The sequence below is a fragment of the Streptomyces sp. NBC_01261 genome, assembly GCF_036226385.1.
In the GTDB taxonomy this organism is placed as follows: Bacteria; Actinomycetota; Actinomycetes; order Streptomycetales; family Streptomycetaceae; genus Streptomyces.
Genome location: NZ_CP108463.1, coordinates 11,383,291 through 11,408,895, shown reverse-complemented (window position 1 = coordinate 11,408,895; position 25,605 = coordinate 11,383,291). Strand labels below are relative to the sequence as shown.

The following is a 25,605-nucleotide window of genomic DNA, read 5'->3' as shown; positions in this document are numbered from 1 at the left end:
GACCCAGAAGGTCCATCTCGGCGCGAGCGAGCCGTTCATCAACAGGCTTTCGCGTTCACGCCCGCCGGGCTTCGAACCCCAGGCCAATGGCAGCAAGACGCATGACCGAACAATGGCGATCGACCCGTGCGGGAGACTTCATGTCCGTCAACTCACCCTTCAAGCAGGCCTCGCCCCCCACAGAGGGACGCGAAGACCCGAGAACATTCCTGTTCCGGCTGACCGTGATCGCCAGCCTGGGCGGCCTGCTCTTCGGTTTCGACACGGGCGTCATCGCGGGCGCGCTGGTGTATCTCCGCGAGAGCTTCCACATGACCGCGGTCACCGAGGGCCTGGTCGTCACGTCACTACTCTTCCCGGGTGCCACGACAGGCGCCCTTCTGGGCGGCCCCATAGCTGACCGCGTGGGACGGAAGAAGTCACTGGTGATCGCCGGCGCGATCTTCGTCGTCAGTACGATCGCGTGCGCCTTGGCCCCCAACGTCCCCCTTCTGATCGTGGCGCGCATCGCCCTCGGTTACGCCGTCGGCGTCGCATCCGTCGTCGTTCCGCTGTATCTCGCCGAGCTGGCGCCGGCCTCGCAGCGAGGCCGCATCGTCACGGTGAACCAGCTGATGCTGGTCATCGGCCTGTTCCTGGCGTTCGTCATCAACGCGGTACTCGCCAACACGATCGACGACCAGGTCGTGTGGCGCTACATGCTCGGTGTCGCCGTCGTTCCGGCGGCCGCGCTCCTCCTCGGCATGCTCACCCTGCCCGACACCCCCCGTTGGTACGCGAGCAAGCAGATGTGGTCGGAGGCGCGCCGCACTCTCCAGCGGGCGCATCTCGCCGACCGGGTCGAGGAGGAGTACGAGCAGATCACGGCCATCGTCGAGGCGGACGCGATCAAGGGCAAGCTCTCCGTCATCGCCACCCTCCGCAGCGAACCGTGGATGAAGCGTCTGATCGTGATCGGCATCATCCTGGCCATGGCCCAGCAGACCACGGGCATCAACGTGGTCATGTACTACGCACCCACCGTGCTGGAGAGCTCCGGCCTCACCCGGTCCGCGTCGCTGCTTGCCTCCGTCACCGTGGGAATCGCGATGATCGTCTTCACCGTGGTGGGGATGTGGATTCTCGGTGTGATGGGGCGCCGCAGGATGATGCTGCTCGGTTTCGGCGGTGTCGCCGCCTCGCACCTGGGCCTCCTCGTCACCTATCTGCTGCCCGACTCGGACCTGCGCTCGTACCTGGTCCTGGCGTTCATGCTGATGGTGACGGCATCCATGGTGACCTTCCTGGGCACCACAGGCTTCCTCGTACTCTCGGAGCTGTTCCCACTGCCGATCCGCGGGTTCGCCATGGGCGCTTCCCTCGGCGGCCTGTGGGTTGCCAACTCCCTCATTTCCTTCCTCTTCCCGATCCTCGCCGACAAGTACGGTTCCGTGGCGGTGTTCTCCGGATTCCTGGTGCTCAACGTGCTGGCAGCACTCTTCGCATTCCGTTACGTTCCGGAAACCAAGGGCCGGACCCTGGAAGAGCTCGAAGTTGAACTGCGCGGGCGTTTCAGCGGCACAGCCACTCGTCACTCCTGACCCGGTACTGCCCGCACCACCTCTTCGGTATCTGCCGACCCGGCCTGTCGGATCGGCAGATACCGATTTCCTAAATGACAGAGAGTGAGATCGCTAATGACTGAACGCAGGTTCGCCGGAAAGGTCGCCCTCGTCACCGGCGCCGGCAGCGGCATCGGCCGCGCTACGGCGATCGCGTTCGCCGCCGAAGGTGCGGATGTGGTCGTCGCCGATATTGACACGGTCGGCAACGAAGAGACCGCTCGGATCGTCGCCGAGCACGGTGGCCGGGTGCTCGCCGTCAAATGCGACGTGACTTCTTCCAGCGACATCCAGGGCGTTGTCGAGCAGACAGTCCAGGAGTTCGGTCGCCTCGACATCGCGTTCAACAATGCCGGTATCGAACAGCCTCCGGCGCCTCTCGCCGACATCTCCGAGGACGAGTGGTCACGCATACTCGACATCGACCTGCGCAGCGCCTTCCTGTGTATGAAGTACGAGATCCCCGCCATGCTCGAAACCGGCGGCGGCGCCATCATCAACACCTCATCCGGCGCCGGCGTCGTCGGCATCCGGGGGCAGGCCGCGTACGTCGCCGCCAAGCACGGACTGATCGGCCTCACGAAATCAGCGGCGCTGGACTATGCGGCGCAGGGCATCAGGGTCAACGCAATCTGTCCGGGCATCATCGAAACGCCGATGATGGACCGATTCTCCGGCGGCACCTCCGAGGGCCGGGCCCGAGTGATCGGACAGGAACCTGTGGGAAGGATGGGCTCCCCCGAGGAGATCGCCTCCGCGGTGCTCTGGCTCTCTTCTGATCTCGGCGGATTCGCGACCGGTCACGCAATGGTCGTCGACGGCGGCCAGACGGTCGGCTTCTGACAGCCGACGGTAGAACAGACCACACGATGGAGAGGACCACATTCATGCCTGGGGAACATCGCCGATTTCAGTCGCGCCTGATTGTCACCGGACTCGATGCCGATGGCAGGTCGACCTTCGTGAGCGACGCTCCGACGGCCGACCGCCTCGTCGCCGACGGCTACACCCGCAACCATCTGTGGCAGGCGACGCAGGTGCCGACGAAGGTGATGTCGCCGAACGGCCCCGGCGACGCGGCGATCATCCCACCGCCACCCGCCGGCTACAACTACGTGATCACGGCCTTTGCTCCCGACAGCGAATGGGACTACGAAGGAGGCTATGCGCGGATCCTGGCCGAATCAGGTGCCGGCGACGCGGTCGATCCCGCGGACGCCCCCGGCATGCACACCACGGACACGATCGACATCGTCACCGTGATTTCCGGGGAGGCGTGCGTTCTCCTCGAAACCGGCGAGACGACCATGCGGCAGGGCGACACCATGGTTCAGCGCGGCACCAAGCACGCCTGGCGGAATCGGACCGACAAGCCCTGCGTGGTCTCAGCGGTTCACATCAGCGCGATTCGCTGACGCTTCACCGATCGACTCGGGGCCGTGGACAAGGAGGGCGCCGTGCAGCGCGAGAGCGCTGACCGGCGCCCCTTTGCTCGTCGCGCGGGGTCGGCCTACCGGCCGTTCAACACGCAGGGAACGTAGCCGACCCGCTCGTCCGAATCGCCGTCCACCGTCGGGTTGATCGGTGTCTCCGCAGCGGTGCGCCACGGCAGCTTCGGCCACCACTGCCGCTGTGCGGCAACGGCGTCCGCGGTCGGCTCCGTCGGCACCCCCGGGACGAGCACCAGGTAACTCTGCTTCTGACATTCCGCTTCCGCTCGCACCCGCTCGACCGGTTCTGTCCAGCTGTGCGGCGCGAGATCGAACAGTCCCCAGTGCACCGGAACCATCAGCTTGCCGCCCACCAGTCCATTCGCGCGCACGGCGAGTTCCGGTCCGAGGTGCTGGTCCGGCCAGTCCGGGTCGTACTCCCCTGACTCGATCAGAGTCACGTCGAACGGTCCGAGGCGTTCGCCGATCTGCGTGAGAGCGGGTGCGTACCCGGTGTCGCCCGAGTACCAGGCCCGGTGCTGCGGGCCGCGCAATGCCCATCCCGACCACAGGGTTTCGTTGCTGCGCAGCGGGTCTCGGCCTGAGTTGTGCCGGGCGGGCGTGGAGACGAGTTCCAGGGAGCCGACCTTGGTGGTCTGCCACCAGTCGAGTTCGCGAATCCGCTGCGAGGGGACACCCCACCGCTCCAGGTCCGCTCCGATTCCCAGGGGCACCACGAACGTCGTGTGCGCCCAGCCGGACATCGCACGGACCGTCGACTGGTCGAGGTGATCCCAGTGGTCGTGCGAGATGACCACGACATCCACCGGGCCGAGATCGGCGAGCGCGGCGGGCGCCGGGTAGAACGGCTTGCGGCCGAACAGCCCGTTCGGCCCTGCCTGCTCTCCCCAGAACGGGTCGATCAGCACTCGGGTTCCGTCGATCTCCATCAGCGTCGACGAGTGACCGAACCAAGTGATGCGCAGCCCGTCAGCCGGCGGATCATCGAACAGGCTGGTATCGGTCGCCGCGATGTGAAGGGGCTGATTCGGGCTACTGGTATCGCTCCTGTCGCCGTCGAAGACCGTCCCTGCGAGCGGCGCCCGCGGAGACATCCACAGCGGCTGGGGGTCCCTGAACTCGCCGTCGCGCCACTGCGGTGACCGCTCGATCCTGGCCTGCCGGTCGCCGGACGGAGACGCACCGAACGGTGTGGTGCGCACATAGATCAGACCACCGACCACCGTGATCACGATCAGCACGCCCACGACAACCACAGCCCAGCCGATCCGCCGCCGCCAGCGTCGCGGCCGGCGCGGAGCCGACTCGACCTCACCGTCCTCGGGTGGTGGGTTCGGGACAGTGGGGTCATCGTTCTCACTCAGTCGTGCGGTCACCACGTCGGTCCTTCTGCGCGTATCACGTCGGCGTCTTTAAAGAGAGGGAGAGAAACAGGGCAGTTGACACGCCTCGGTCAGCGCAGGTGCGCGGTCATGAAGCGGGCGACCAGCGCGGCCGGCTGGTCGGGGTTCCGGCTGAACTCGTGGTCCTGACCGGGAAGCAGATGCAGTTCGCCGTCCCGGAAACGGGCGGCGTAGTCCTCGGATCGGCTCGGAGGAATGAGCGCATCGTCGGAGCCGTGAATGATGCTGACCGGCGCGGTGTAGCGGGAGGGGACCTGGTTGATCGGAAGGGTCTGCGCGGTGACGAGATAGTCGCGGCCGATCTGCACACCGAACATGGAGATGGACTCCGGCGGGTCGGCCGGGTCGTAGCGGGTGCCGCCCATGTTCCCCGACCGTGCGCCTTCGGGAATGGTGGTCGCGGGCGCGAGCAGCGCGAGTGCGGTGACCCTGTCACGTAGCTGCCCGGCCAGCAGCGCGGCGACGACGCCGCCCTGCGAGTGGCCGACGAGGCCGATCGTGGAGACGAAAGGCAACGCACGGGCGTAGTCGTAGAAGCTCCGAGCGTCCGCGACCTCCTTCGGCACGGTCATGTCGACCATGCCACCGCCGCTGGCACCATGGCCGTCGAAGTCGAATCGGATGCTGGCGATCCCCGCTTCCCGCAGGGCCTGCGCCGTGGCACGCACCACCGGCACGTTCTGGCTGCCGGTGAGCCCGTGCATGACGATCACCAGCGGCACCTTCTGCCCGGCCTTGAGTGCGGGGACTTCGAGGGTTCCGACCAATCGGATGCCGTCGCGAGTCAGCGCGATCGACTGCGAGCGGGCGGGCCCCCCGTCCGAGGCCGCGCCGGTGAGGTTCGGTGTTCCTTCTGCCGTCTCGACAGGGGTCCGGGTGTCCCCCGACGTGGCCCCGTCGGAGGTGCAGCCGCTCACCACCAGCAGCAACGCCAACAGGCCGGCGACCGCAGCAACCTGGCGGCCGCGGCGCCACGGCGCGGGCCCCGCGGGCCTTCGGCGTCGAGTGGTGGTCTTACCGCGGGGGCTCGCCAGGGCACTGGAGGGAGTGAAGCCGCCCGCCCCGAGCGCCACCCTGGCGACGCCCGCGCCAGTCAGTCCCACCAAGCCTCTACGCCGAAGATTATGTCCCAACGAAGTACTCCTCACTTGTCGGCTGCATGGAGATAGGGATGAAGCCGGAATCGACGGCGCGACGAAAGGTGTCGGCACATTCATGATTAGCAACGTTGCCATGACCCTCGCTCGACTGGGAGGGAAAGATGCATCCCCCTCAATTTTTCAGTTCATGGCAATGGGTCATGAGGCAAGCCCTAAGTGTCGGTTCTGATATATCCCGACCTCTTGGCGACGATGTAGCCGAGCCCGAAGGTGTCACTGAATGCGCTCACGCCCGCCACTGCCGTTGCCTTTAGCCCCGCACCGAAGACGGCGAATGCGAGTTCAGCCAACAGGGTCATGATTGTTGATGTCAGAAGGATGACCCCGATGGTCAACCGGCCGATATCGTCACCCTCCGATACCCTCAGAGGAGTTTTCTTTTAGGATGGCGTCTGATTTTCCACTCCATAATTCCTTCTGGTTTCGGAGCGTTGTGCTCTAGCCGCCGATCGCGGACATCGGGCGGTCCGGCTGGACGAAGGTCGGATCGTCCAGGCCCGCGCCCGCCTTCTTGCCCCACATCGCCTGACGCCAGATGCGGGCGATCTCCTCGTCACCGGCGTCGGAGCGCAGGGCGGTGCGCAAGTCGGTCTCCTCGCGGGCGAACAGGCAGGTGCGTATCTGGCCGTCGGCCGTCAGGCGGGTGCGGTCGCAGGCTGTGCAGAACGGGCGGGTGACCGAGGCGATGACGCCCACGCGGTGCGGTCCGCCGTCGACGATCCAGCGCTCCGCCGGGGCCGAGCCGCGCTCCTCGGAGCCCTCGTCCGTCAGCGTGAAGCGTGTCCGCAGGGAGGTCAGGATGTCCCCGGAGGTAATCATGCCCTCGCGCTTCCAGCCGTGCTGAGCGTCCAGAGGCATCTGCTCGATGAACCGCAGTTCGTAGTCGTGCTCGATCGCCCAGGCCAGCAGGTCTGGGGCCTCGTCGTCGTTGAGACCCGGCATCAGCACGCTGTTCACCTTGACCGGGGTCAGGCCTGCCTCGCGCGCAGCCTGCATGCCCTCCAGGACGTCCTGGTGGCGATCCCGGCGGGTGAGGGTCGTGAAGACCTCCCGGCGCAGGGTGTCCAGCGAGACGTTGACCCGGTCCAGACCCGCCGCTTTCAGCGCGGCCGCGGTGCGCTTGAGGCCGATGCCATTGGTCGTCAACGACATCTGCGGGCGCGGCTCCAGGGCGGCGACGCGCTCGACGATGCCGACCAGGCCGGGACGCAGCAGGGGCTCACCGCCGGTGAAGCGGACCTCCTCGATACCCAACGAGGTGACCGCGACGTCGATCAGGCGAACGATCTCGTCGTCGCTCAGCAGGTCGCTCTTGCCCAGCCACTGCAAACCCTCCTCGGGCATGCAGTACGTACAGCGCAGATTGCAGCGGTCGGTCAGCGAGACCCTCAGGTCGGTGGCCTGCCGGCCGTAGGTGTCGATGAGCACGCGGGCCCCTCCCTCGTCGGACTTCCGCGCTGTCGACGTTTGGTGATCCGGCCTTCCTCAACAATGGTCGAGGCCTTCCCGGCTTGAGGCTCAGAGTATCTGAGAGGTACAGCTGCATTCGCCTGGCAAAGGGGGGAGAATTTCCTCCCTGGATGGCAACCTCCCGTGATGGAGTGCCCCCCCTTGCAGGGAGCGACAGAAGAGCATCCGTCATTTCTTGGCTTCGGGGCGATGCCTCATCATCGATCCGCCGCGGGAATTCTGGTCACGAGTGCCAAGCACGTCCTGGGTGGGTGGCCACGGTGTCCGCAAGCGGGACACCGAGTCGAATCCAACCGGACCCAGTTTGTGCACAAATGACGAAGATCGGGCGTCGTACGGTGATGTGTGGCCGCGATCACGCGGAGCCGTCACGCTCGGTCATGCGGTGCTGGAACAGCTCAAGTCCTGTGCCGTGAGGGAGCCGGGGACCAGCCGCAACCACAGGGTGCCCCTGTCACCGGGGCTGTCGTGCAGGTAGTGGACGAAGTGTTCGTCCCAGCGGGACTCGTCCGCACCGAGGCAGCGAACGACCTTGCGCCGGCCCAGCGGTACGGCGAAGGGGACGAGCTCGGCATCACCACGAGCAATCACCTGTTGAACAAAGCCTGTTGCAATGTCGCAGACGTCGACCACGAGGGCGACTCCGGGCTTTGACTGACGTGATCGAAGAGTCTGGCCCACGGCGTCATCAGGACCCGAAAGGCTCCGTCCTCCCACAGGAAGCACACGGGACGCACAGTCGGTCTGTGGGTCGCGATGCGCGCGGTGAGCGGCCGGCTGAGGAAGGCATCCACATCGAACGCAGGAGAGGTCACCCGTTCGTCTTCTTCTCGCGGAGGTCCGCTGGAATCCGACCTTGGGCCCAAGATTCCTGATCCAGCATGGTGCCGTACGTCTGTCGGCAAGCGAGGAAGCGGAGGTCACGGGACCAGGCTCATCTTCATAGAAGGTCGAATTCAACTCGCCGCGAAGGCCTCGTCAATCCAGGTGGGCAGGAGGACACCGGTCTACTGGGTGACTTCGCGATGACGTTCATCAGCGCCCCGAGCCAGTCGGCGCAGCGGGCGACTGAGCTGGTCAGACCGGTATCCGGGTCGGCGCACGTCGGCTATGCACACTCCGGGTTTGCGCGGACGAACCGGCGGACCCCCAACAGGATCTGCACCCGCGGGTGGCCAGCGGCACAACCTGCGGCTGCCGTTGGTGGCGACCGTGGACACAAGCCGCCGGATACCAGCAGCTTGGACAGCGCCCCTTCACCGCGCGATCCCGAGTCCGGACAATCATCACCCCTGTGCCACACAGTCGCCCCAGCCAGGACTGTGATCCCTGCGAACAGCGAGTCGCTGCAGGAGAGTTCGCGTCCAACCACGTCCAGGGCTTCATCAGCAGCGCATCCGTCCAGCCTGATCGCAGCAGACTTGAGAGGGCGTCAGAATTTTGGGGGATGCGAGCGGCACACCCGGCACAGCCATGCGAATAGACGCGAGCTTCACCGTCCGTGACGACTCCCCTGGTTGCCAGAGCCCTCTGGCCCCGGCCACGCGTCACTTCGCGACGTGGGCGCGCTAGCCGGGTGGTGGTCCGGCGCAGGCTCCCCGAAGATTCGAGGGCGGCGAAGACCTGCCCCACCTGCGCCAGGGTCCGCCCGCGACGGTTCTGAAGCGTAGGCCGTGCCCTTTGCCTGGTGGGCTCCCCGCAGCTGAGTCGATCCTCATGTCCGCCTGACCCGCCCTCACCCGCGGTAACCCCGCCGGCCCCAGGTGTCGGCCAGTCCACCAACCGGGTTCCACGAGTCGGCAGGCCAGTCGAGTCGTCGACCGGCTCACATTGCTGGGCTGCAGCCTGACCCGCCAACCCGACCAAGACCGCATGACCTGGGCAGGCTGGGCATTTTCAAAGAGGATCGACGCCGACCGTTGACATTCTCACAATGCGGGATATCTTCAATCGTCAGTGCGGTCGGCGCCCTGAGCCAGCACGGGACATGCGAGTGCATCGGGCAGAGCCGACAGACGAGCCGACCTAGGCGGCGGCACCTCAAGGTGCGACCGCACGATCCCTCAGGTGCCCCCTGAACCACAGCCCCGCAGCTCACCCATCAATGGAGATGTCCATGGCGAACACCAGTCCCCCGGCGGAGAGGAGCAGGCCCGGCGCCCGCGCCATATCGGCGGCGAACGACAGCCGTCGAGTGCGGTCGGGCGGTCGGGCTAGGAGGCAGGCGCTCGCGTCAGCCGGTTGGGCCGCCCTGCCACCCGCGACCTTCGTCGCCATCATCTTGCTGTGGGCGGCGGCCGTCGAAGTCTTCGCCATTCCTTCCTATCTGCTGCCCAGCCCTCTGGCCGTTCTCAACCGAATGATCGCGGAGCGGGACAACCTCCTGGCCCAGTCGCTGCCCACGCTGAAGGCGCTGGGGATCGGGCTGCTGCTGTGCCTCGCGATCGGCATCCCGGTCGGACTGCTGATCGCTCTTTCGAAGGTGGCCAAGCAGACGGTCTACCCCGTGGTGATGCTGACCCAGCTCGTCCCCAAGATCGCCATTGCTCCTCTTCTCGTGGTGTGGCTGGGCTTCAGCGTGCAGACCAAGGTGACCTTGGTGGTGCTCATCGCGTTCTTTCCGCTTCTCATGTCGAGCATCGCCGCATTCGTCAGCCTGGACGACAGGCTGCTGTACTTGACGCGCTCGATGGGGGCCACCAGGTTCCAGACTTTCTGGAATCTCAGGCTGCCGGCGGCGCTGCCCATCATTTTCTCGGGCATCAAGACGTGCGCGACCATCGCGATCACGGGCGCTCTCGTCGCGGAGTTCCTCGGCTCAAACGAGGGTCTTGGTTATGCCCTGCTGAGGGCGAGTTCCCAGCTGGACACCGAGTACATCTTCGCCATTCTGGTGGTTCTCACCATCATCGGCATCGCGATCAACTACCTGATTGAGGCGCTCGAGTGGTGGCTCACTCCTTGGGAGCGTCGCCAGAAACGCGGCAAGAAGTAGCGACAGCGGCGATGTTCGAACGTCTGGGTTTCACATGTGCCCAGCGCATCAACCGAAGCAGCACGGAAATGGTGAGAGGCAGAATCATGAAGACGAAGAGAATCCCGGCGTTGGCAGGCGTCCTTTCGGCTCTTGCGCTCCTCAGCGGCTGCGGGTCGTCGGCGACGCAAGCAGGAAGCGGCGGATCGTCCGTAGCCTTCCAACTGCACTGGGCATGGTCGCCATCAACCGCCGGCTTCGCCGTCGCCGAGGAGGAGAACCTTTACCAAAAGGACGGCTTGAACATATCTCTCACACCGGGTAAGGGCTCCGGCACCACGGTTCAGCTCGTCTCCACCGGTAAGGCAGACATGGGTATCGCGGACTCCGTGGCGATCACTCAGGCCGTCCAGAAGGGTGCCCCTCTGCTCGTCGTGGCCACCATCAACCAGGCGACGAACACCGCGATGCAGGTGCTCAACTCCTCGGGGATCAAGAAGGTCGAGGACCTGAAGGGCAAGTCCGTAGCTGTCCCCGCAGAGGGCGCCTACTCCTTCCTCCTTCCGATCTTCCTTCAGTCGGGGGGTCTGAGCGAGGACGACATAAAGATCGTCACCATGCCCTTCGAATCCATGGCGCCCTCGCTGATCGCAGGCAGGGTCGACGCGATTGTCGGCGGCCAGGACTCGCACGTCGCCCTGGCTTCCCAAGGGGCGCGCTTCACGGACTTCGCTTTCGGTGACCACGGCGTCAACTCGGTTGCGCACTCGATCTTCACGACGAAGAGCTATGCCGAGAAGAACCCCTCGGTCGTGAAGAAGGTCGTCGCGGACAGCCTCCAGGGATGGAGCGAGGCCCGGTCCCATCCGGACCAGGCGCTCGCCGACATCAAGAAGTTGGAGCCGAACACGGTCGACGACAACGCGCGCACGGAATTGTCGGTCCTTCTTCCCCTGCTTTGTGCGGGCGACGCTCGGTACATCGGACTTGCCGAGTCGGCCCGTTGGAAGAGCACCATGGCGCTTCTCAAGCGCGCCAAGCTCGTTTCGAACGCTCCTGACCCGACGAAGTTCGTTTCCTACGACTACCTGCCGCCTCGAAGTGCGTTGACTTCCTGCCGTTAGGGATCGTTTCAAGGTGGAAAAGGAAGTACAGGAAGAGTTGGGATCATGACTGATACACCGGAAGCGACAGCGACAACCGGCAAGTCCATCTCCATCAGGAACGTCACGAAGATCTACGGCGAGGGTTCGGCCAATGAGTTCGAGGCACTGAAGCCGGTCTCCATGGAGATCGAGCCCGGAGAGTTCGTCTCCATCGTGGGGCCCTCCGGATGTGGCAAGAGCACTCTCATGCTGATGGTCGCCGGATTGCTGTCCAGGTCCTCGGGCGACATCGAAATCGGTGGTCGCAGTGTGAAGAAGGCATTCACCGACATCGGCATCGCGTTCCAGGACCACCTGCTGCTGGACTTCCGGACCGCGTTGGACAATGTGCTGCTCCAGGCCGACATCCGTCGCCTCGACAAGAGGGTGCTGCGCAACCGAGCCCTCGACATGTTCAAGCAGCTTCACCTGGAGTCGGCGGTGGACAAATATCCGCGGCAGATGTCCGGCGGGATGCGGCAGCGCGTGTCGCTGGTGCGCACGATCGTGCATGAACCGCCGGTTCTGATGCTGGACGAGCCGTTCGGCGCGCTCGACGCCCTCACGCGCCTGCAAGTACGGACGGACCTGGAGGCGCTCTGGCTGCGGACCAGGCCCACCGTCCTCTTCATCACGCACAGTGTCGAAGAGGCAGTGGGGCTGTCCGACCGGATCTTCGTGATGAGTCCGAACCCCGGTCGCATCATCGAGGAGATCTCGGTGGACCTGCCGAGGCCGCGGCCGATCTCCCTGGCGGGATCGCGCGAGTTCGCGGAGTACGCGGACCACATCTATGCCCTGTTCGAGGAAATGGGAGTGCTCCACGGGATCGCGCCCACCGCTCAGGGCGGCGCTGCCTGATCCGTTCCGGACGCAACGGCTACAGCGGGCCGGCGGCGGCGCACGACTCGCGATGCGATCAGTCAACGCGAGGGCTGCCGTCCAGCAGCCCCGCCGCCCACCCGCTGCCGTACCCCGGCCGTCACCCCACGTTCTTCACCCTGCACTCGAACGTGGGATTAGTTCGCGACCACCAAGCCAGCAACGCGACCAGTAGGGCCAGTAGGGCCAGTAGGGAGACTCAGTCAGTGCAGCGGTACCAGATGTACATCGACGGGCAGTGGGTCGATTCCGCAGGGGGTGAGGGACTCGACAGTACGGACCCGTACACCGGCGAGACGTGGGCCGTCATCCCGGCCGGCACGGCCTCAGACGCAGACCGTGCCGTCGACGCCGCCCGGCGGGCGATGACCACCGGCCCGTGGGCGACGCTGTCGGCCTCGCAGCGCGGCGGCTTCCTGCGCCGCGTCGCCGACCTGATCAAGGCGAACGCGGATCGGCTCGCCGACATCGAAGTCCGGGACAACGGCAAGCTCCTCACCGAGGTCCAGGGGCAGATCGCGTCGGTCGCCGAATGCTGGTACTACTACGCCGGCCTCGCCGACAAGGTTCAAGGGGCCACGATTCCCACCGAGAAGGCCAACGCTTTCGCGTTCACCATGCGGGAGCCCATCGGTGTCGTCGCAGCGCTCACCGCCTGGAACTCCCCCTTGTGGTTCGCGACGGTGAAGGCTGCTCCGGCCATGGCGGCCGGATGCGCGGTCGTGGTGAAACCCTCCGAGTTCGCCTCGGCGACCACCCTCGAGCTCGCGCGACTCATCGAGCAGGCCGACGTGCCGGCGGGCGTGTTCAACGTCGTCACCGGACTGGGCACGGACGTCGGCTCCGCCCTGGTCGACCACCCCGACGTCGCCAAGATCGCGTTCACCGGGTCCGACGCCACCGGCATCCGCATCTACCAGAGCGCGGCCAAGTCCCTGAAGCGGGTCGCCCTCGAACTCGGTGGGAAGTCGCCCACGATCGTGTTCGACGACGCCGACCTCGACTTGGCCGCCACCGGCGTCATGTCCGGCATCTTCGGGGCGGCCGGGCAGATGTGTGCCGCCGGCTCACGCCTGCTCGTCCACACCTCGGTCAGGGACAAGCTCCTCGCGAAGCTCATCGATCTCGCCTCCGACATCCGCATGGGCGACCCCCGTGGCCCCAGTACCAACGTCGGTCCCATCTCTACCCCGCCGCAGTACCAGAAGGTGCTGGACTACCTGGACATCGCCCGCGCCGACGGCGCCCGCTGCGTGCTCGGCGGGAAGCCCGCCACCGGTCCCGGCCTCGGTGCCGGTCAGTTCGTCGAGCCGACCATCCTCGTGGACGTCCGCAATGACATGCGGATTGCCCAGGAGGAGGTGTTCGGGCCCGTCTTGTCCGTCATCGAGTTCGCCGACGAGGACGAGGCTGTCCGGCTCGCCAACGAGATCCCGTACGGCCTTGTCGCCGGCGTCTGGACGTCGAACATCGCCCGTGCTCTGCGCATGTCGAAGGCGCTCCAGGTCGGCACCGTCTGGGTCAACACGTACCGCACCTACAGCTACATGGTCCCCTTCGGCGGGACGAAGCGGTCCGGACTCGGACGCGAGCACGGCATCGAAGCAATTGACGAGTACCTCGAAACGAGGAGCGTCGTCATCTCCACCGACGACGGGCCACCGGTCAACCCGTTCGTCATGCGCTGACCGCCACCAGCGCATTCATCACCGTCCCAGCAGCCCCCTCGGTAGGAGCGCGCTCTTGACCCCCGAAACACATCCCTCGGCCGCAGCGCGCGAGATCCCGTCCATGAGGCGACTGGACCGTCGGCGCATCGTCATCACCGGTGCCGCTGCCGGCATCGGGCGCGCAGTAGCGCACCTGTTCGCTCGAGAAGGCGCCGCCCTGGCCCTGCTCGATCGTGACGCCGACGGCCTCACCGTCACGGCGGCCGAGACCGGCTCGACCGCCCTGCCGCTCGATATCACTGACGAGGCGGGCGTGGCGTCGGCCGTGGAAGAGGCCGCCGCAGTTCTCGGCGGCATCGACGGACTGGTCAACTGCGCCGGGATCATGTATCGCGGGATGGTGGCGGACGTGCCCGTCGAACAGTGGCGACGCGTACTGGACGTCAACCTCACCGGCACGTATCTGGTGTCCCGCGCCTGCCTGCCGTGGCTGCGGGAGGAGGTCGGGTCGACCATCGTGAACATGGCCTCCGGCCAGGGCCTGCTTCCCAACTCACCGGGATACACCGCCTACGCCACCTCGAAGGGCGGAATCATCACGTTCACCCGGGCGCTTGCCGCCGAAGTCGCACCCCGGGTACGCGTCAACAGCGTCTGCCCGGGCATGGTCGACACCGCCATGGCCGACGGGCATCGCGACAATGCCGTGCACTACGCCCTGAAGCGGCTCGCCACCCCGGAAGAGATCGCCCAGGTGATCCTGTTCCTCACCGGCGGCGACTCCTCCTACGTGACGGGGGCGGCGCTCGCGGCGGACGGCGGACGAACCTTCCACTGACGGCTCATGAGCCCGCCGCGCTGTACGCCCCCCGCGCGACGTGCGGTACCGGCGCCGGACGATCAGGACCGAGCCGGCGAGCAGGGCCAGGGAAGCGAGGGTCAACTGGCCGGCGACGGACGGGCAGTCCGACGGCGTGTTGTAACCGCCGTCCTCCAGACCTGCCTGGCGTTCGAAGTGGTTGAACGCACCGGGGAAGAACGTCTCGTCGAGGGCGTACAGCGTGGGGAAGGCGGTGGGCCCGGCGGCGATCGAGAAGGCTGCCCACTGGTCGGCGTGCCGGGCCTCGTGTTCCGACAGGCGGTCCGTGCGCGGCGTCTCCTCTTCCATGTGCTGGTCGGTGAGGAAGACGGTCCCGAACATGGTGCCGGCGCGGACGACTCCCTCGTCCAGGAGGACGGCAGTGGTGCCGTTGTCGTTCTGGTACACCTCGCCGCCCTTGCCTACCCCGTAGAGCAGGGCCGCCCCGGAGACAGGTGCGTTGACCACGGCCCGGGTGGTCTCCCACACGCCACCGCCGCTCTGGGCCCCGGCCACCGCGAACGAGCCGGCCAACACCAGTTGCACCGCCGCGCCGGCGCCGACCGCGGCCAGCCGCCGCCGGGATGGCACCCGCCCGCGAAGGGTGCCCACCACGGCGAGGACGAGGCCGACCGCGCCACCGCAGAGCAGGCACACGGCCCACCACAACGCCCTGCGGACTCGTCGGTCCCCAGGGCGCCCGACAGGCGTCGGTGACTCGGGAACAATCGGTCGGCGGTCGGGCAGGACCGTGGCGGCAGGCCGATCCAGCGTCGATGTCGTCATGGACGCCTCGCAGGACCTCGATCGACGCCGGTGATGATGTTGGCCTTACTCATGTTTTTTGCGTCCTGTCAGCGTTTCAATGACCACGCACAGGAATTCCCAAGGCGTGATCCATGGGTGATATTCGATGCCGCCCCTCACACACGGGCCCGTGCGCGAAAAGAGGAGAATTCGCTCCGTGCAACGGAACATCCGGGGAGCGGACTCTCCCCCTTTGCCGCACGCACTGCGGCGACTACGCGGTCACGGCATGCAGGAAACGGGCCTCGGTGAGCGCACCGCAGGCCCGGTCGGCCCATTCGTCCGCCTTTGCGGGCAACCGGTCGGCAAGGGCATGCATGGTCGTCGACTCACGTATCTGGTGCTGCATGGCGGTCGAGGTGTGCGGAGAGCCCAGAGCCGCGTTGCCCGCGATCCAGACCACGCCCAGCAGCGCGGCGGCCCCGGCCAGCGCGCAGCCTGCGCCGTCGAGCGTGCGCAGCGGGCCACGTGCCAGAACCCGGCCGCGCAGCCAGTACGCGGGACGGCGGGCCACCGCGGCGCCGAGCGCGGCCGGGATCAGCACGGTGAGCACGGCGATCGTGTTCACGGCCACGGCGGAGTCGCCGACCCTGTCGAGGATCCGGGGAAGCAGAGCAAGGCCGAGCAGTGCGCCCACCGCGGTCAGCGTGAACACGACCAAGGAGGCCGCGAGTCCACGCCGATAACCGGATACGGCGAAAAGCAACACGGCCAGCAGGATGAGCAGGTCGAGCAGTGTCACGGAAGAATCCCTTTCCTGTTCCGAGCCCGGAATCGGGCCGGTACAGGAAGGACGCCCGACAGCATTCTTCCCGTTCCCGAATGTGAGCCACATCGCTCCGCCCCGGAAAAGGGAATACGCTGCGCCGCAAGGAAATTCTTCATTCCCTGGGAGACTCCTTCCCAGGATGGAACCGTTACTTGAGATGCGTGGAGAAGAACGTCTCCAGCTTGCCGAACGGGATCAGGTCGGTCCGGTCGTAGAGGTCGATGTGCCGCGCTCCTGGCACCACCACCAGTTCCTTGGGACCCGTCGCCTGCCCGTGGACAGTGTCGCTGAAGTAGCGAGAGTGCGCGTGCTCGCCGGTGATCAGCAGGATCGGCCTCGGTGCGATGTCCGGGAGGTGGCGGAGCGGTCCGAAGTTGATGTGGGACAGGGTGCTGGTGACCGCGAAGCCGCCGATCGACCTCGGGTGGTGGCCACGAGAGGTGGGCACGTAGTACTCGAAGAACTCGCTGGTGATCGGGTCGAGACCGTCCGGGATCTCGCTGGGGAAGGTGGGCGTCAGCGCGGGCTCGCCCGCGTCGACGTCCTTCCAGCGCTGCGCCGCGATCTCGTCGAGCGCCTTGCGGCGCTCGTCGTCGCTCGTGGTGTCCTGCCACCCGTTGCGCGCGATACGGCTGATGTCGTACATGGCCGATGTCGCGACAGCCTTGATCCGTGTGTCGACCTGCGCGGCGCTCAGCGCAAACCCCCCGCTGCCGCAGACCCCGACGACGCCGATCCTCTCGCGGTCGACGTAGGGCAGAGTGCCCAGGAAGTCGACACCCGCGCTGAAGTCCTCGGCGAACAGCTCCGGGGAGGTGATGTGGCGGGGTTCGCCTCCGCTCTCGCCGTTGTACGAGGGGTCGAAGCCGATCGCGACGAACCCGCGCTTGGCCAGCTCCTGGCCGTACACGCCAGGGGCCTGTTCCTTGACGCCGCCGTGCGGCGGGCCGATGACGACCGCGGGGTGGCGTGCCGACTCGTCGAGATCCACGCTGCGGTACAGATCCGCGGCGATCTCGATGCCGTAGCGGTTCTTATAACGGACGGGGGTCCGTGTGACATCGTCGGAGAGTAAGGCTTGTCCCGTAACTGCTGGTCACAGGTGAGATGATCTTGGCGTGGCTGGTGTGATCACGGCGTCGGAGCCGTCTTGGATAGCCCCGTTCACCGGGCTGAGCCCGCGTTGTTTCGGGAAGCTGGTGAGCGTGCTGCGGCGTGAAGGTGCGGACGCGGTCCGCAAGGGCCGGCCGTGGAGCCTTCCGTTGGAGGACCGGACTCTGCTGGTCGCGGCGTACTGGCGGACGAACTTGACGATGCGCCAGCTCGCCCCGCTGTTCGGGGTGTCGAAGTCGGCGGCGGACCGCATCATCGACCACCTCGGGCCGATGCTCGCGCTCCAGCCCCGAAAGCGGTTCGCCAAGGACACCGTGCTCATCGTGGACGGCACCCTGGTCCCCACCCGCGACCACTCCATCGCCGCGCAGTCCAAGAACTACCGGTACTCCACCAACCACCAGGTCGTCATCGACGCCGACACCCGCCTGGTCGTCCTGGTCGGCCGCCCGCTCGCCGGAAACCGCAACGACTGCAAGGCATGGGAAGAATCCGGCGCCAAAGCCGCCGTCGGCAAGACACTCACGATCGCCGACGGCGGCTACCCCGGCACTGGACTCGTCATGCCCCACCGCCGGCGTAAAGGCGAAGACCTGCCCGACTGGAAGCAGGCACACAACAAGTCCCACAAGCAGGTCCGAGCCCGCGTCGAGCACGTCTTCGCCCGTATGAAGACCTGGAAGATCCTCCGCGACTGTCGCCTCAAAGGCGCCGGCGTCCACCACGCCATGCTCGGCATCGCCCGACTGCACAACCTCGCCCTCACCGGATAGGCAAGCGGACCGCCACGCGGCCAACCACGCCCGAGACGACCCGAAGATCATTTACGGGACAAGCCTTAGGAAGGTGTAACCGTCGTCCTGTAGAGACATGTTCATCGCTCCTTGGATCAAGGACTCTTGCGAGTCGGTACCACTGTTTTCTCTGGGTGGCCGGCGCACACCGCGGGCGGCTCAGACGGTCTGGCCGCCGTCGACGACCAGGGCATGGCCGGTGGCGAACGAGGCCGCGTCCGAGCACAGCCACAGCACGGCCGCGGCGATCTCGTCCGGTGTGCCTACACGACCGATCGGCTCGTCCGCGACGAGGGCCTCACGGCCCCCGGGGTGCTGCCCGCGAAGCGCTCAGCCCACCCGGCAGTTCACACACGTGTTGTCGGACGTGGCGAACGAACCGATGACGAACTCCCCCGGCTTGACATGGGTGACCTCGCTGCCGACCTCCTCGACGACGCCGACGTAGTCGTGCCCCATCGGGTGGGGAGCGTCGACGGGCTCGTCGCCGGGGGCGTGGATGACAGCTCCGCGCATGAGGATGCTTCTTTCGATGTGAGAGGTCTTCGGTCAGCTGCCCTTCGGGGAACGGATGAGGCTGCTCATCGTCGAGCCTCGCACGCGAAGGCAGGCGCGAAAAGCGGAGAAAACTATCCGGGGACAGTCATGTCCTGGGAGAAAACTCTCCCCCCTTATTGAGGAACGATCAATGCCATGCTGAGAAGCATGAACGAGAATGTGACCCTCAATGAGCTGGGAGAATTCCTCAAGAAACGCCGTTCTGAGCTCAGCCCGCGCACCGTCGGGCTGCCGGAGAGGGGCGGGCCCCGCCGGGTTGCCGGACTGCGCCGTGAGGAGGTCGCCCAGCTGGCCAGCATCAGCACCGACTACTACACCAGACTCGAACAGGGCCGTCTTCAGGCGTCCGCTCTCGTTCTCGAGACCCTCGCCCGTGTCCTCCATTTGGATGACGACGAGCGCAGCTATCTCTTTCAGCTCGTCGGCAAGACCAGTGTCCGCGGGCGGCGGCGCGGCAGGCAGCGGGTACAACCGCAGCTGCAACGCGTCCTTGACGACCTCACCGCCACCCCGGCCGTCGTGCAGGGCCGACGCGGGGACATCCTGGCCTGGAACGCGCTGGCGTCCGCCATGGTCATCGATTTCTCCCGCATCCCGGAAAAGCATCGCAACTACCCTCGGATCCAGTTCACCGAACCGTCGATGCGTGGCCTGTACGCCGATTGGGAGACCTCCGCCCGGATTTCCGTGGCACAGCTGCGCATGGAGGCCGCCAAATACCCCGACGACCCACGGCTGATCGAGCTGGTCGGGGAACTGTCCACGCGCGACAAGGAGTTCGCGAAGTGGTGGGGCGACCACAAGGTGGCCGCCCGCACCGTGGGCACGAAGACTCTCCACCACCCGGTCGTCGGTGAACTCGTTCTGGACTGGGACACGTTGACCGCGAATACCGACCCCGACCAGCACCTCACAGTGTGGACCGCGGCGCCCGGCTCCTCCACCCACGAGCGCCTGCGCATCCTCGCCTCCTGGGCCGCCGACCAACACCTGCCGGCCTCATCCCATTTCCGCGAGGGCGGTCAATAGCGGAGCGCGGTGCGCGGTGCGCGCGGACACCTCGGCATACCGCGACCGCGCTGGTCATGTCGGCCAGTTCCTTCTCCGCGCCCTAAGGCTTGTCCCGTAAATGATCTTCGGGTCGTCTCGGGCGTGGTTGGCCGCGTGGCGGTCCGCTTGCCTATCCGGTGAGGGCGAGGTTGTGCAGTCGGGCGATGCCGAGCATGGCGTGGTGGACGCCGGCGCCTTTGAGGCGACAGTCGCGGAGGATCTTCCAGGTCTTCATACGGGCGAAGACGTGCTCGACGCGGGCTCGGACCTGCTTGTGGGACTTGTTGTGTGCCTGCTTCCAGTCGGGCAGGTCTTCGCCTTTACGCCGGCGGTGGGGCATGACGAGTCCAGTGCCGGGGTAGCCGCCGTCGGCGATCGTGAGTGTCTTGCCGACGGCGGCTTTGGCGCCGGATTCTTCCCATGCCTTGCAGTCGTTGCGGTTTCCGGCGAGCGGGCGGCCGACCAGGACGACCAGGCGGGTGTCGGCGTCGATGACGACCTGGTGGTTGGTGGAGTACCGGTAGTTCTTGGACTGCGCGGCGATGGAGTGGTCGCGGGTGGGGACCAGGGTGCCGTCCACGATGAGCACGGTGTCCTTGGCGAACCGCTTTCGGGGCTGGAGCGCGAGCATCGGCCCGAGGTGGTCGATGATGCGGTCCGCCGCCGACTTCGACACCCCGAACAGCGGGGCGAGCTGGCGCATCGTCAAGTTCGTCCGCCAGTACGCCGCGACCAGCAGAGTCCGGTCCTCCAACGGAAGGCTCCACGGCCGGCCCTTGCGGACCGCGTCCGCACCTTCACGCCGCAGCACGCTCACCAGCTTCCCGAAACAACGCGGGCTCAGCCCGGTGAACGGGGCTATCCAAGACGGCTCCGACGCCGTGATCACACCAGCCACGCCAAGATCATCTCACCTGTGACCAGCAGTTACGGGACAAGCCTTAGCCGATGTCCTTACCGGCCGGAAATCGAAGCGGAGGCTCGTGCCGCGGTGCGCTCGGGGTAGTCCTCGGCCGACGACTCCGGGTGCATCGTGACTCGGGCTCCAGCAGACTCGTATGGAAGGCGCCCGGCTCGACGATGGTGGTCTTGGATCCGTTTTCCGCGATCTCACGGTCCGGTGATTCCACGCCCCTCGATGCCGAACTTCGAGGCGGCGTACAGGTGAGTTTCATCGGGCCGATGAGGTTGGTGATCAGCTGATTCTCAACCCGTTCCGGCGACAGTTCCTCGAAGTAGCCGAGACAGCAGTTCGCGGCATCGTTCACGAGGACGTCGCTACCGCCGAACCGCTCGACCGCGGCCCTCACCGCCTCCATGCTGCGACCGGCCGCAAACCGCCCATCACCAGGGTGACCAACGCCGCTGGCAGTACAGCTAGTTCAGCGATGCGTACGCGGGCCGCGGCCCGGTGGTGTCGGCGAAGGCCTCCTCGACCAAGTCCCGGTGAATGGGGCCGGTGCGCCGGGTCAGAGGCAGGCCCGAACCCCGGTTGGTCTGGGCGATGATCTCCGCGGTGATGGAGACGGCCGTCTCCTCGGGCGTCCGGGCACCCAGGTCGAGCCCGATCGGCGAACGCAGCCGGGCCATCTGCTCGTCCGTGACCCCGGCTTCCCGCAGGCGGCGCAGGCGGTCCTCGTGGGTGCGGCGGGATCCCATCGCGCCGACGTAGCCGACGGGCAGACCGAGAGCAAGGGACAACAGCGGGATGTCGAACTTGGCGTCGTGGGTGAGGACGCAGACCGCGGTACGGGCGTCCACCGTCGTCTCCGCCAGGTAGCGGTGCGGCCAGTCGACGACGACCTCGTCCGCGTACGGGAAGCGGGCTGCGGTGGCGAAGATGGGGCGGGCGTCGCAGACGGTGACCTGGTAGCCGAGGAAACACCCGGCCTGGCTGAGGGCCGCGGCAAAGTCGACCGCGCCGAAGATCAGCATGCGGGGGCGGCTCGCGTGCACGTGGACCAGGACCGACAGCCTTTCCGGGCAGGTGTCGGCATCTCCGCCGACTTCCACCCGGGCGGTGCGGCCGGCCCGCAGCAGCGCCCACGCCTGTGCGCCGACCTCGCGGCGCAGTGCCCCGGTCAACGGCCCGTTATGGATACCGCTCGCCGCGTCGACATACAGCAGGCCGCCGACCAGTTCCTCCGGGCCCTGGACAACCTGGGCCACGGCGGCGGGCCGGCCCTCCACCACGTCGGCGAGGGCGGTGGCGAGCATCGGCTGAATCTCCGGATCGACGCGCTGGACGAGGACGTCGAGTTCGCCGCCGCAGGTCAGGCCGACGGCGAAGGCGTCGTCGTCGGAGTAGCCGAACCAGGCACGTTGCGGGGCGCCCTGGTCGTCGAGCACCTGGCGGCACAGGTCGTAGACCGCGCCCTCGACACAGCCGCCGGAGATGCTGCCCACCGCGTTGCCGTCCGCGTCCACCGACACCGACGTACCGACTGGCAGCGGTGCGCTGCCGCGGACGTCGACGACGGTGGCCAGGGCGAAGGGACGGGCTTCGCGGCACCAACGGAGCAGTGTGTCCGCGATGTTCAGCATGAACAGGTCCTTCGTGCAGTGGGGGGGATGGGCGGGCCGCCGCCACGCTGCGGGGAGCGGAAGCACGCGGCGGCGGCCCTGGAGGTCCGGCAGCGGGAACGGGGGCGGCCCGCTGCCGGACGGTTATGGGTGTGCGCTCCGGCCGGTGGATGGCTCGCCGGCCGGAGCACTGGGCGTCAGAGCAACGCCTCGGCCGTGATGGGCAGTTCGCGGAGCCGACGACCGGTGGCGTTGAAGACCGCGTTGGCGATGGCGGGCGCCACGCCGCAGATCACGAGCTCGGCAAGGCCCTTGACGCCGAGCGCGTCGGCGTGCATGTCCTCGCCGTCGAGGTAGATCGCCCTGAGGTCGGGGATGTCGGCGTTGACCGGCACCAGGTAGTCGGCGAGGCTGGCATTGACGATCCTGCCGTCGCGGTGGTCGGTGACCGTGTGCTCAAGGAGCGCCGCGCCGATGCCGCCCACCATGCCGCCGAGCGCCTGGCTGTCAGCGAGTTTGGGGCTGATGATCCGCCCCGCGTCGTACACGGAGAGCATCCGCCGTACCCGCACCAGACCGAGCGTCGCGTCGACGGCCACCTCGGTGAAGGTGGCACTGTAGGCGCTGATGGAGAACCTCTCGCCCTGCGGCGGCGAGAAGGAGGTGTTCGCTTCGAGCCGGTCGCGGTCGTTGCGGGTCAGCAGCCGCTGGTACGACTCACCACGCGTCGGATTCCCCTGCACGTGCAGTCGGCCGCCCTGGACCACGATGTCGTCGGCCGCCACCCCGTACAGCGGCGATTCCTCGTCCTCGACGGCCAGCCGGATCGCCTGTTGCCTCAGCTGGTTGCAGACGTCGAGGGTGGCGGAGCCGACGCTCGCCATGGTCATCGAGCCGCCGTGCGGCGGGGTCTGCGGATACAGGGAGTCGCCGAGCCGGTAGTCGACCGCGCGCACGGCCAGCCCCAGCGCGTCGGCGGCGACCTGGGTCTGGGCGGTGTAGGTGCCCGGGCCCATGTCGCTGGTGGCGGACTCCACCACCGCCGTGCCGTCGGCGTTCAGGCGGGCCCGGGACTGGGCCGGGGCGACGCCGGTGTGGTAGATGCCCGAGGCCATGCCCATGCCGATCAGCCAGTCGCCGTCACGCCGCGAACGCGGCCTCGGATTGCGCCGGTCCCAGCCGAACTCGCGGGCACCGACCGTGTAGCACTCCAGCAGCCGGCGCGTGGAGTACGGTGCGTTGCTCGCCGGGTCCTGAGTCGGCTCGTTGCGGCGGCGCAGCTCGATCGGGTCGATGCCGAGCTCGTGGGCGAGTTCGTCCATCGCCGACTCGACGACGAAGACCCCCGTGGCGGCTCCGGGACCGCGCATCCAGATCGGGCTGTTCACGTCCAGCGGCACCGTCCGGTAGTTCTGACGGACGCTGGGTGTGGTGTAGAGGCTTTGCCCGGGGGCCGTGACGGCCTCGGTGAACGTCTCGTACGACGAGGTCTCCGCGTCGATCGTCTGGTCCGAGGCAACCAGGCGGCCGTTGCGGTCGGCGCCGATGTGCATCCGGTACTCGTAGGAGGGCCTGAAGCCGGTACCGAAGTACATCTGCCTGCGGGTCAGGGCCAGCTTGACCGGTCGGCCCACTTCCCGCGCGGCCAGCGCGGCGACCACAGTGTGCGGCCAGCAGCGCAGACCGCTGCCGAAGGCGCCCCCGATGAAGGGGTTGATGACCCGCACGCTGTCCAGCGGCACATCGAACACCGTGGAGAGCTCCAGCTGCGTGCCGGGCACCCACTGGGTCTTGTCCCACACGGTGAGCCGGTTGCCGTCCCAACGGGCGATCGTGCCGTGCATCTCCATCGGGTTGTGGTGGTTGCGCGACAGGCGGTAGGTCAGGTCCAGCCGCACGTCCGAGTCGCGCAGTCCGGCTTCGACGTCGCCGCGCGAGTACGGCCTCCCCGGGGTCGGCTCGCCCTCGGCCAGATCGGTCGTGGGCCGCTCAGCGTCGTAGCTGAACTTCACCAGGCTGGCGCCGTGCTGCGCGGCCTCCAGCGTGGTTCCCACCACGACGGCGACCGGAAAGCCGTGGAAGAGGACCCGGTCGTCCTGGAAGACGCGTACCTTGCGGCCGGGCAGGTTGTTGGACCCGCCCGAGTTGTCGCGGTACGGCAGCGTCGGCGCGTTGCCGTGGTGGATGACCCGCAGCACGCCGGGGACGGCTTCGGCGGCGTCCGTGTCGACGCTGGTGATGCGGCCGCGGCCGATGCTCGCATCGACGATGACGGCGTGCACCATCCCCTCGGCGTTGAACTCGGCGGCGTACTGTGCCTTGCCGGTGACCTTCAGCCGCCCGTCCACCCGGGACAGCGGCGCACCCACGGCTGCCTGCGGCTGAGGACTCACTTCGTACCTCCTACGATGCGCAGCTGACGTTCGACGGTTCGTTTCAGCAGTTCGACCTTGAAGCGGTTGCCCGACAGTGGTCGGGCTCCTTCGGCCGCCTGCTCGGCGGCGGCGGTCCACAAGACGTCCGAGGGACGTTCACCGATGAGGGCCTGCTCGACGGCGGGCAGCTTCCACGGCACGGTGCCCACTCCCCCGGCGGCCACCTTCGCCTCCCGGATCACCCCGCCCCGAATGTGCAGCGCGACGGCCGCCGAGGTCAGGGCGAATTCGTACGACTGCCGGTCACGCACCTTCAGATAGCCGGACTTCAACGGACGCGGCAAGGCGGGGATCTCCACCGCCGTGATCAACTCGCCCCGCCGGAGCGCTTGTTCACGATTGGGGGTGTTGCCCGGCCGCAGCAGGAAGTCCGCGAAGGGGACACGGCGTTCCCCGTCCGGGCCCAGCAGGTGCACGGTCGCCTCCAGCGCGGCGAAGGCCACGGCCGCGTCGGAGGGATGGGTGGCCACGCAGGAGTCGGAGGTCCCGAGGATGGCGTGCATGCGGTTGAAGCCTTCGCGAGCCGCACAGCCCGAGCCGGGCTCGCGCTTGTTGCAGTCGGCAGTCACATCGCGGAAGTAGGTGCAGCGGGTGCGCTGCATGATGTTGCCGCCGATGGTTGCCATGTTCCGCAACTGCGCCGATGCGCTCAGTTCCAGCGCCTCGGAGATGACCGGGAACAAGGAACGCACCGTGGCGTGAGAGGCGGTCTGGGACATGGTGACCAACGCGCCGATGCGCAGGCCGCCCCGCTCGGTGGCTCTGACCTCGCGCAGCGGCAGGTCACTGATGTCGACCAGTGTTTCGGGGCGTTCGACGGTCTCCCGCATGAGGTCGACGAGGGTGGTGCCACCGGCGATGTAACGGCCGCCGCGGCGGCCGGCGTTGAGGGCCTCACGCGTGGTCGTGGCCTTCGTGAAAGAGAAGGGATGCATCGGTCC

The 25,605-nt window shown here is 67.1% G+C and carries 20 protein-coding genes and 2 pseudogenes; 10 read left to right on the top strand and 12 right to left on the bottom strand.

Features of this window, described 5'->3' with window-relative positions:
- The first annotated feature begins 140 nt into the window (after positions 1 to 140).
- The 3 genes from OG226_RS50650 to OG226_RS50640 all read left to right on the top strand — a co-directional run bounded on the left by OG226_RS50650 (position 141) and on the right by OG226_RS50640 (position 3,016).
- Positions 141 to 1,580, top strand: coding sequence for a sugar porter family MFS transporter (locus OG226_RS50650; RefSeq protein ID WP_329353156.1), 1,440 nt, complete (start codon positions 141 to 143; stop codon positions 1,578 to 1,580).
- Positions 1,581 to 1,676: 96 nt separating this feature from the next.
- Positions 1,677 to 2,444 (top strand): glucose 1-dehydrogenase, encoded by a 768-nt coding sequence (locus tag OG226_RS50645; protein ID WP_329353155.1) that lies wholly within the window; start codon positions 1,677 to 1,679, stop codon positions 2,442 to 2,444.
- 44 nt (positions 2,445 to 2,488) lie between these two features.
- Positions 2,489 to 3,016, top strand: coding sequence for a cupin domain-containing protein (locus OG226_RS50640; RefSeq protein ID WP_329353154.1), 528 nt, complete (start codon positions 2,489 to 2,491; stop codon positions 3,014 to 3,016).
- 95 nt (positions 3,017 to 3,111) lie between these two features.
- On the opposite strand, the gene OG226_RS50635 is transcribed toward OG226_RS50640, so the two are convergent.
- The 4 genes from OG226_RS50635 to OG226_RS50620 form a co-directional block, all read right to left on the bottom strand.
- A complete protein-coding gene (locus OG226_RS50635; protein ID WP_329353153.1) occupies positions 3,112 to 4,428 on the bottom strand; it encodes an MBL fold metallo-hydrolase in 1,317 nt (438 codons plus the stop codon).
- A 77-nt stretch (positions 4,429 to 4,505) separates the two neighbouring features.
- Positions 4,506 to 5,558, bottom strand: coding sequence for an alpha/beta hydrolase (locus OG226_RS50630; RefSeq protein WP_329353152.1), 1,053 nt, complete (start codon positions 5,556 to 5,558; stop codon positions 4,506 to 4,508).
- 495 nt (positions 5,559 to 6,053) lie between these two features.
- A complete protein-coding gene (gene moaA, locus OG226_RS50625) occupies positions 6,054 to 7,043 on the bottom strand; it encodes a GTP 3',8-cyclase MoaA (protein ID WP_329353150.1) in 990 nt (329 codons plus the stop codon).
- Between the two features lie 420 nt (positions 7,044 to 7,463).
- Positions 7,464 to 7,676, bottom strand: coding sequence for a hypothetical protein (locus OG226_RS50620; RefSeq protein WP_329353149.1), 213 nt, complete (start codon positions 7,674 to 7,676; stop codon positions 7,464 to 7,466).
- A 1,525-nt stretch (positions 7,677 to 9,201) separates the two neighbouring features.
- Between OG226_RS50620 and OG226_RS50615 the strand changes: the two genes are divergently transcribed.
- The 5 genes from OG226_RS50615 (at position 9,202) to OG226_RS50595 (ending at position 14,594) form a co-directional block, all read left to right on the top strand.
- Complete coding sequence (locus OG226_RS50615; RefSeq protein ID WP_329353148.1) at positions 9,202 to 10,080, top strand: ABC transporter permease; 879 nt, start codon at positions 9,202 to 9,204, stop codon at positions 10,078 to 10,080.
- An 86-nt stretch (positions 10,081 to 10,166) separates the two neighbouring features.
- Positions 10,167 to 11,183: an ABC transporter substrate-binding protein gene (locus OG226_RS50610; RefSeq protein WP_329353147.1), complete on the top strand. Its 1,017-nt coding sequence runs from the start codon at positions 10,167 to 10,169 to the stop codon at positions 11,181 to 11,183.
- 45 nt (positions 11,184 to 11,228) lie between these two features.
- The gene (locus OG226_RS50605; RefSeq protein WP_329353146.1) at positions 11,229 to 12,065 is read left to right on the top strand and encodes an ABC transporter ATP-binding protein; all 837 of its coding nucleotides are present in this window, start codon (positions 11,229 to 11,231) and stop codon (positions 12,063 to 12,065) included.
- Positions 12,066 to 12,292: 227 nt separating this feature from the next.
- A complete protein-coding gene (locus OG226_RS50600; protein WP_329353144.1) occupies positions 12,293 to 13,774 on the top strand; it encodes an aldehyde dehydrogenase in 1,482 nt (493 codons plus the stop codon).
- Between the two features lie 55 nt (positions 13,775 to 13,829).
- Complete coding sequence (locus tag OG226_RS50595) at positions 13,830 to 14,594, top strand: SDR family NAD(P)-dependent oxidoreductase (RefSeq protein WP_329353143.1); 765 nt, start codon at positions 13,830 to 13,832, stop codon at positions 14,592 to 14,594.
- 1,042 nt (positions 14,595 to 15,636) lie between these two features.
- Here OG226_RS50595 and OG226_RS50590 read toward each other — a convergent pair.
- Both OG226_RS50590 and OG226_RS50585 read right to left on the bottom strand, forming a co-directional pair.
- Positions 15,637 to 16,164 carry a CvpA family protein gene (locus tag OG226_RS50590; protein ID WP_329353141.1) on the bottom strand — a complete coding sequence of 176 codons (528 nt, stop codon included), beginning with the start codon at positions 16,162 to 16,164 and terminating at the stop codon, positions 15,637 to 15,639.
- A 175-nt stretch (positions 16,165 to 16,339) separates the two neighbouring features.
- Positions 16,340 to 17,182 (bottom strand): alpha/beta hydrolase, encoded by an 843-nt coding sequence (locus OG226_RS50585; RefSeq protein WP_329353139.1) that lies wholly within the window; start codon positions 17,180 to 17,182, stop codon positions 16,340 to 16,342.
- A 127-nt stretch (positions 17,183 to 17,309) separates the two neighbouring features.
- Between OG226_RS50585 and OG226_RS50580 the strand changes: the two genes are divergently transcribed.
- Complete coding sequence (locus OG226_RS50580; RefSeq protein ID WP_329347193.1) at positions 17,310 to 18,077, top strand: transposase; 768 nt, start codon at positions 17,310 to 17,312, stop codon at positions 18,075 to 18,077.
- A 180-nt stretch (positions 18,078 to 18,257) separates the two neighbouring features.
- Here the strand turns inward: OG226_RS50580 and OG226_RS50575 are convergent.
- Both OG226_RS50575 and OG226_RS50570 read right to left on the bottom strand, forming a co-directional pair.
- Positions 18,258 to 18,410 (bottom strand): annotated as a pseudogene (locus tag OG226_RS50575) (SDR family oxidoreductase); the annotation flags it as partial.
- Positions 18,411 to 18,431: 21 nt separating this feature from the next.
- Positions 18,432 to 18,614 (bottom strand): annotated as a pseudogene (locus OG226_RS50570) (alcohol dehydrogenase catalytic domain-containing protein); the annotation flags it as partial.
- 177 nt (positions 18,615 to 18,791) lie between these two features.
- Between OG226_RS50570 and OG226_RS50565 the strand changes: the two are divergent.
- Positions 18,792 to 19,685 carry a helix-turn-helix domain-containing protein gene (locus tag OG226_RS50565; RefSeq protein WP_443066972.1) on the top strand — a complete coding sequence of 298 codons (894 nt, stop codon included), beginning with the start codon at positions 18,792 to 18,794 and terminating at the stop codon, positions 19,683 to 19,685.
- A gap of 151 nt (positions 19,686 to 19,836) precedes the next feature.
- On the opposite strand, the gene OG226_RS50560 is transcribed toward OG226_RS50565, so the two are convergent.
- From OG226_RS50560 to OG226_RS50545, 4 genes are all read right to left on the bottom strand, one after another.
- Positions 19,837 to 20,604: a transposase gene (locus OG226_RS50560; RefSeq protein ID WP_329347193.1), complete on the bottom strand. Its 768-nt coding sequence runs from the start codon at positions 20,602 to 20,604 to the stop codon at positions 19,837 to 19,839.
- A 479-nt stretch (positions 20,605 to 21,083) separates the two neighbouring features.
- The gene (locus tag OG226_RS50555; protein ID WP_329353137.1) at positions 21,084 to 22,250 is read right to left on the bottom strand and encodes an XdhC family protein; all 1,167 of its coding nucleotides are present in this window, start codon (positions 22,248 to 22,250) and stop codon (positions 21,084 to 21,086) included.
- 176 nt (positions 22,251 to 22,426) lie between these two features.
- Entirely contained in the window at positions 22,427 to 24,622 is a 2,196-nt protein-coding gene (locus OG226_RS50550; RefSeq protein ID WP_329353135.1) for a xanthine dehydrogenase family protein molybdopterin-binding subunit, read from the bottom strand.
- Positions 24,619 to 25,599: an FAD binding domain-containing protein gene (locus OG226_RS50545; protein WP_329353133.1), complete on the bottom strand. Its 981-nt coding sequence runs from the start codon at positions 25,597 to 25,599 to the stop codon at positions 24,619 to 24,621. The genes OG226_RS50550 and OG226_RS50545 overlap by 4 nt, the downstream gene beginning before the upstream one ends.
- Between the last annotated feature and the right edge of the window lie 6 nt (positions 25,600 to 25,605).

Excerpts from the sequence above, each read along its gene's own strand:
- OG226_RS50645 (WP_329353155.1), top strand. The coding sequence starts at position 1,677 with ATGACTGAACGCAGGTTCGCCGGAAAGGTCGCCCTCGTCACCGGCGCC.
- OG226_RS50615 (WP_329353148.1), top strand. The coding sequence starts at position 9,202 with ATGGCGAACACCAGTCCCCCGGCGGAGAGGAGCAGGCCCGGCGCCCGC.
- OG226_RS50650 (WP_329353156.1), top strand. The coding sequence starts at position 141 with ATGTCCGTCAACTCACCCTTCAAGCAGGCCTCGCCCCCCACAGAGGGA.
- OG226_RS50555 (WP_329353137.1), bottom strand. The coding sequence starts at position 22,250 with ATGCTGAACATCGCGGACACACTGCTCCGTTGGTGCCGCGAAGCCCGT.
- OG226_RS50640 (WP_329353154.1), top strand. The coding sequence starts at position 2,489 with ATGCCTGGGGAACATCGCCGATTTCAGTCGCGCCTGATTGTCACCGGA.
- OG226_RS50610 (WP_329353147.1), top strand. The coding sequence starts at position 10,167 with ATGAAGACGAAGAGAATCCCGGCGTTGGCAGGCGTCCTTTCGGCTCTT.
- OG226_RS50565 (WP_443066972.1), top strand. The coding sequence starts at position 18,792 with ATGCTGAGAAGCATGAACGAGAATGTGACCCTCAATGAGCTGGGAGAA.
- OG226_RS50605 (WP_329353146.1), top strand. The coding sequence starts at position 11,229 with ATGACTGATACACCGGAAGCGACAGCGACAACCGGCAAGTCCATCTCC.
- OG226_RS50545 (WP_329353133.1), bottom strand. The coding sequence starts at position 25,599 with ATGCATCCCTTCTCTTTCACGAAGGCCACGACCACGCGTGAGGCCCTC.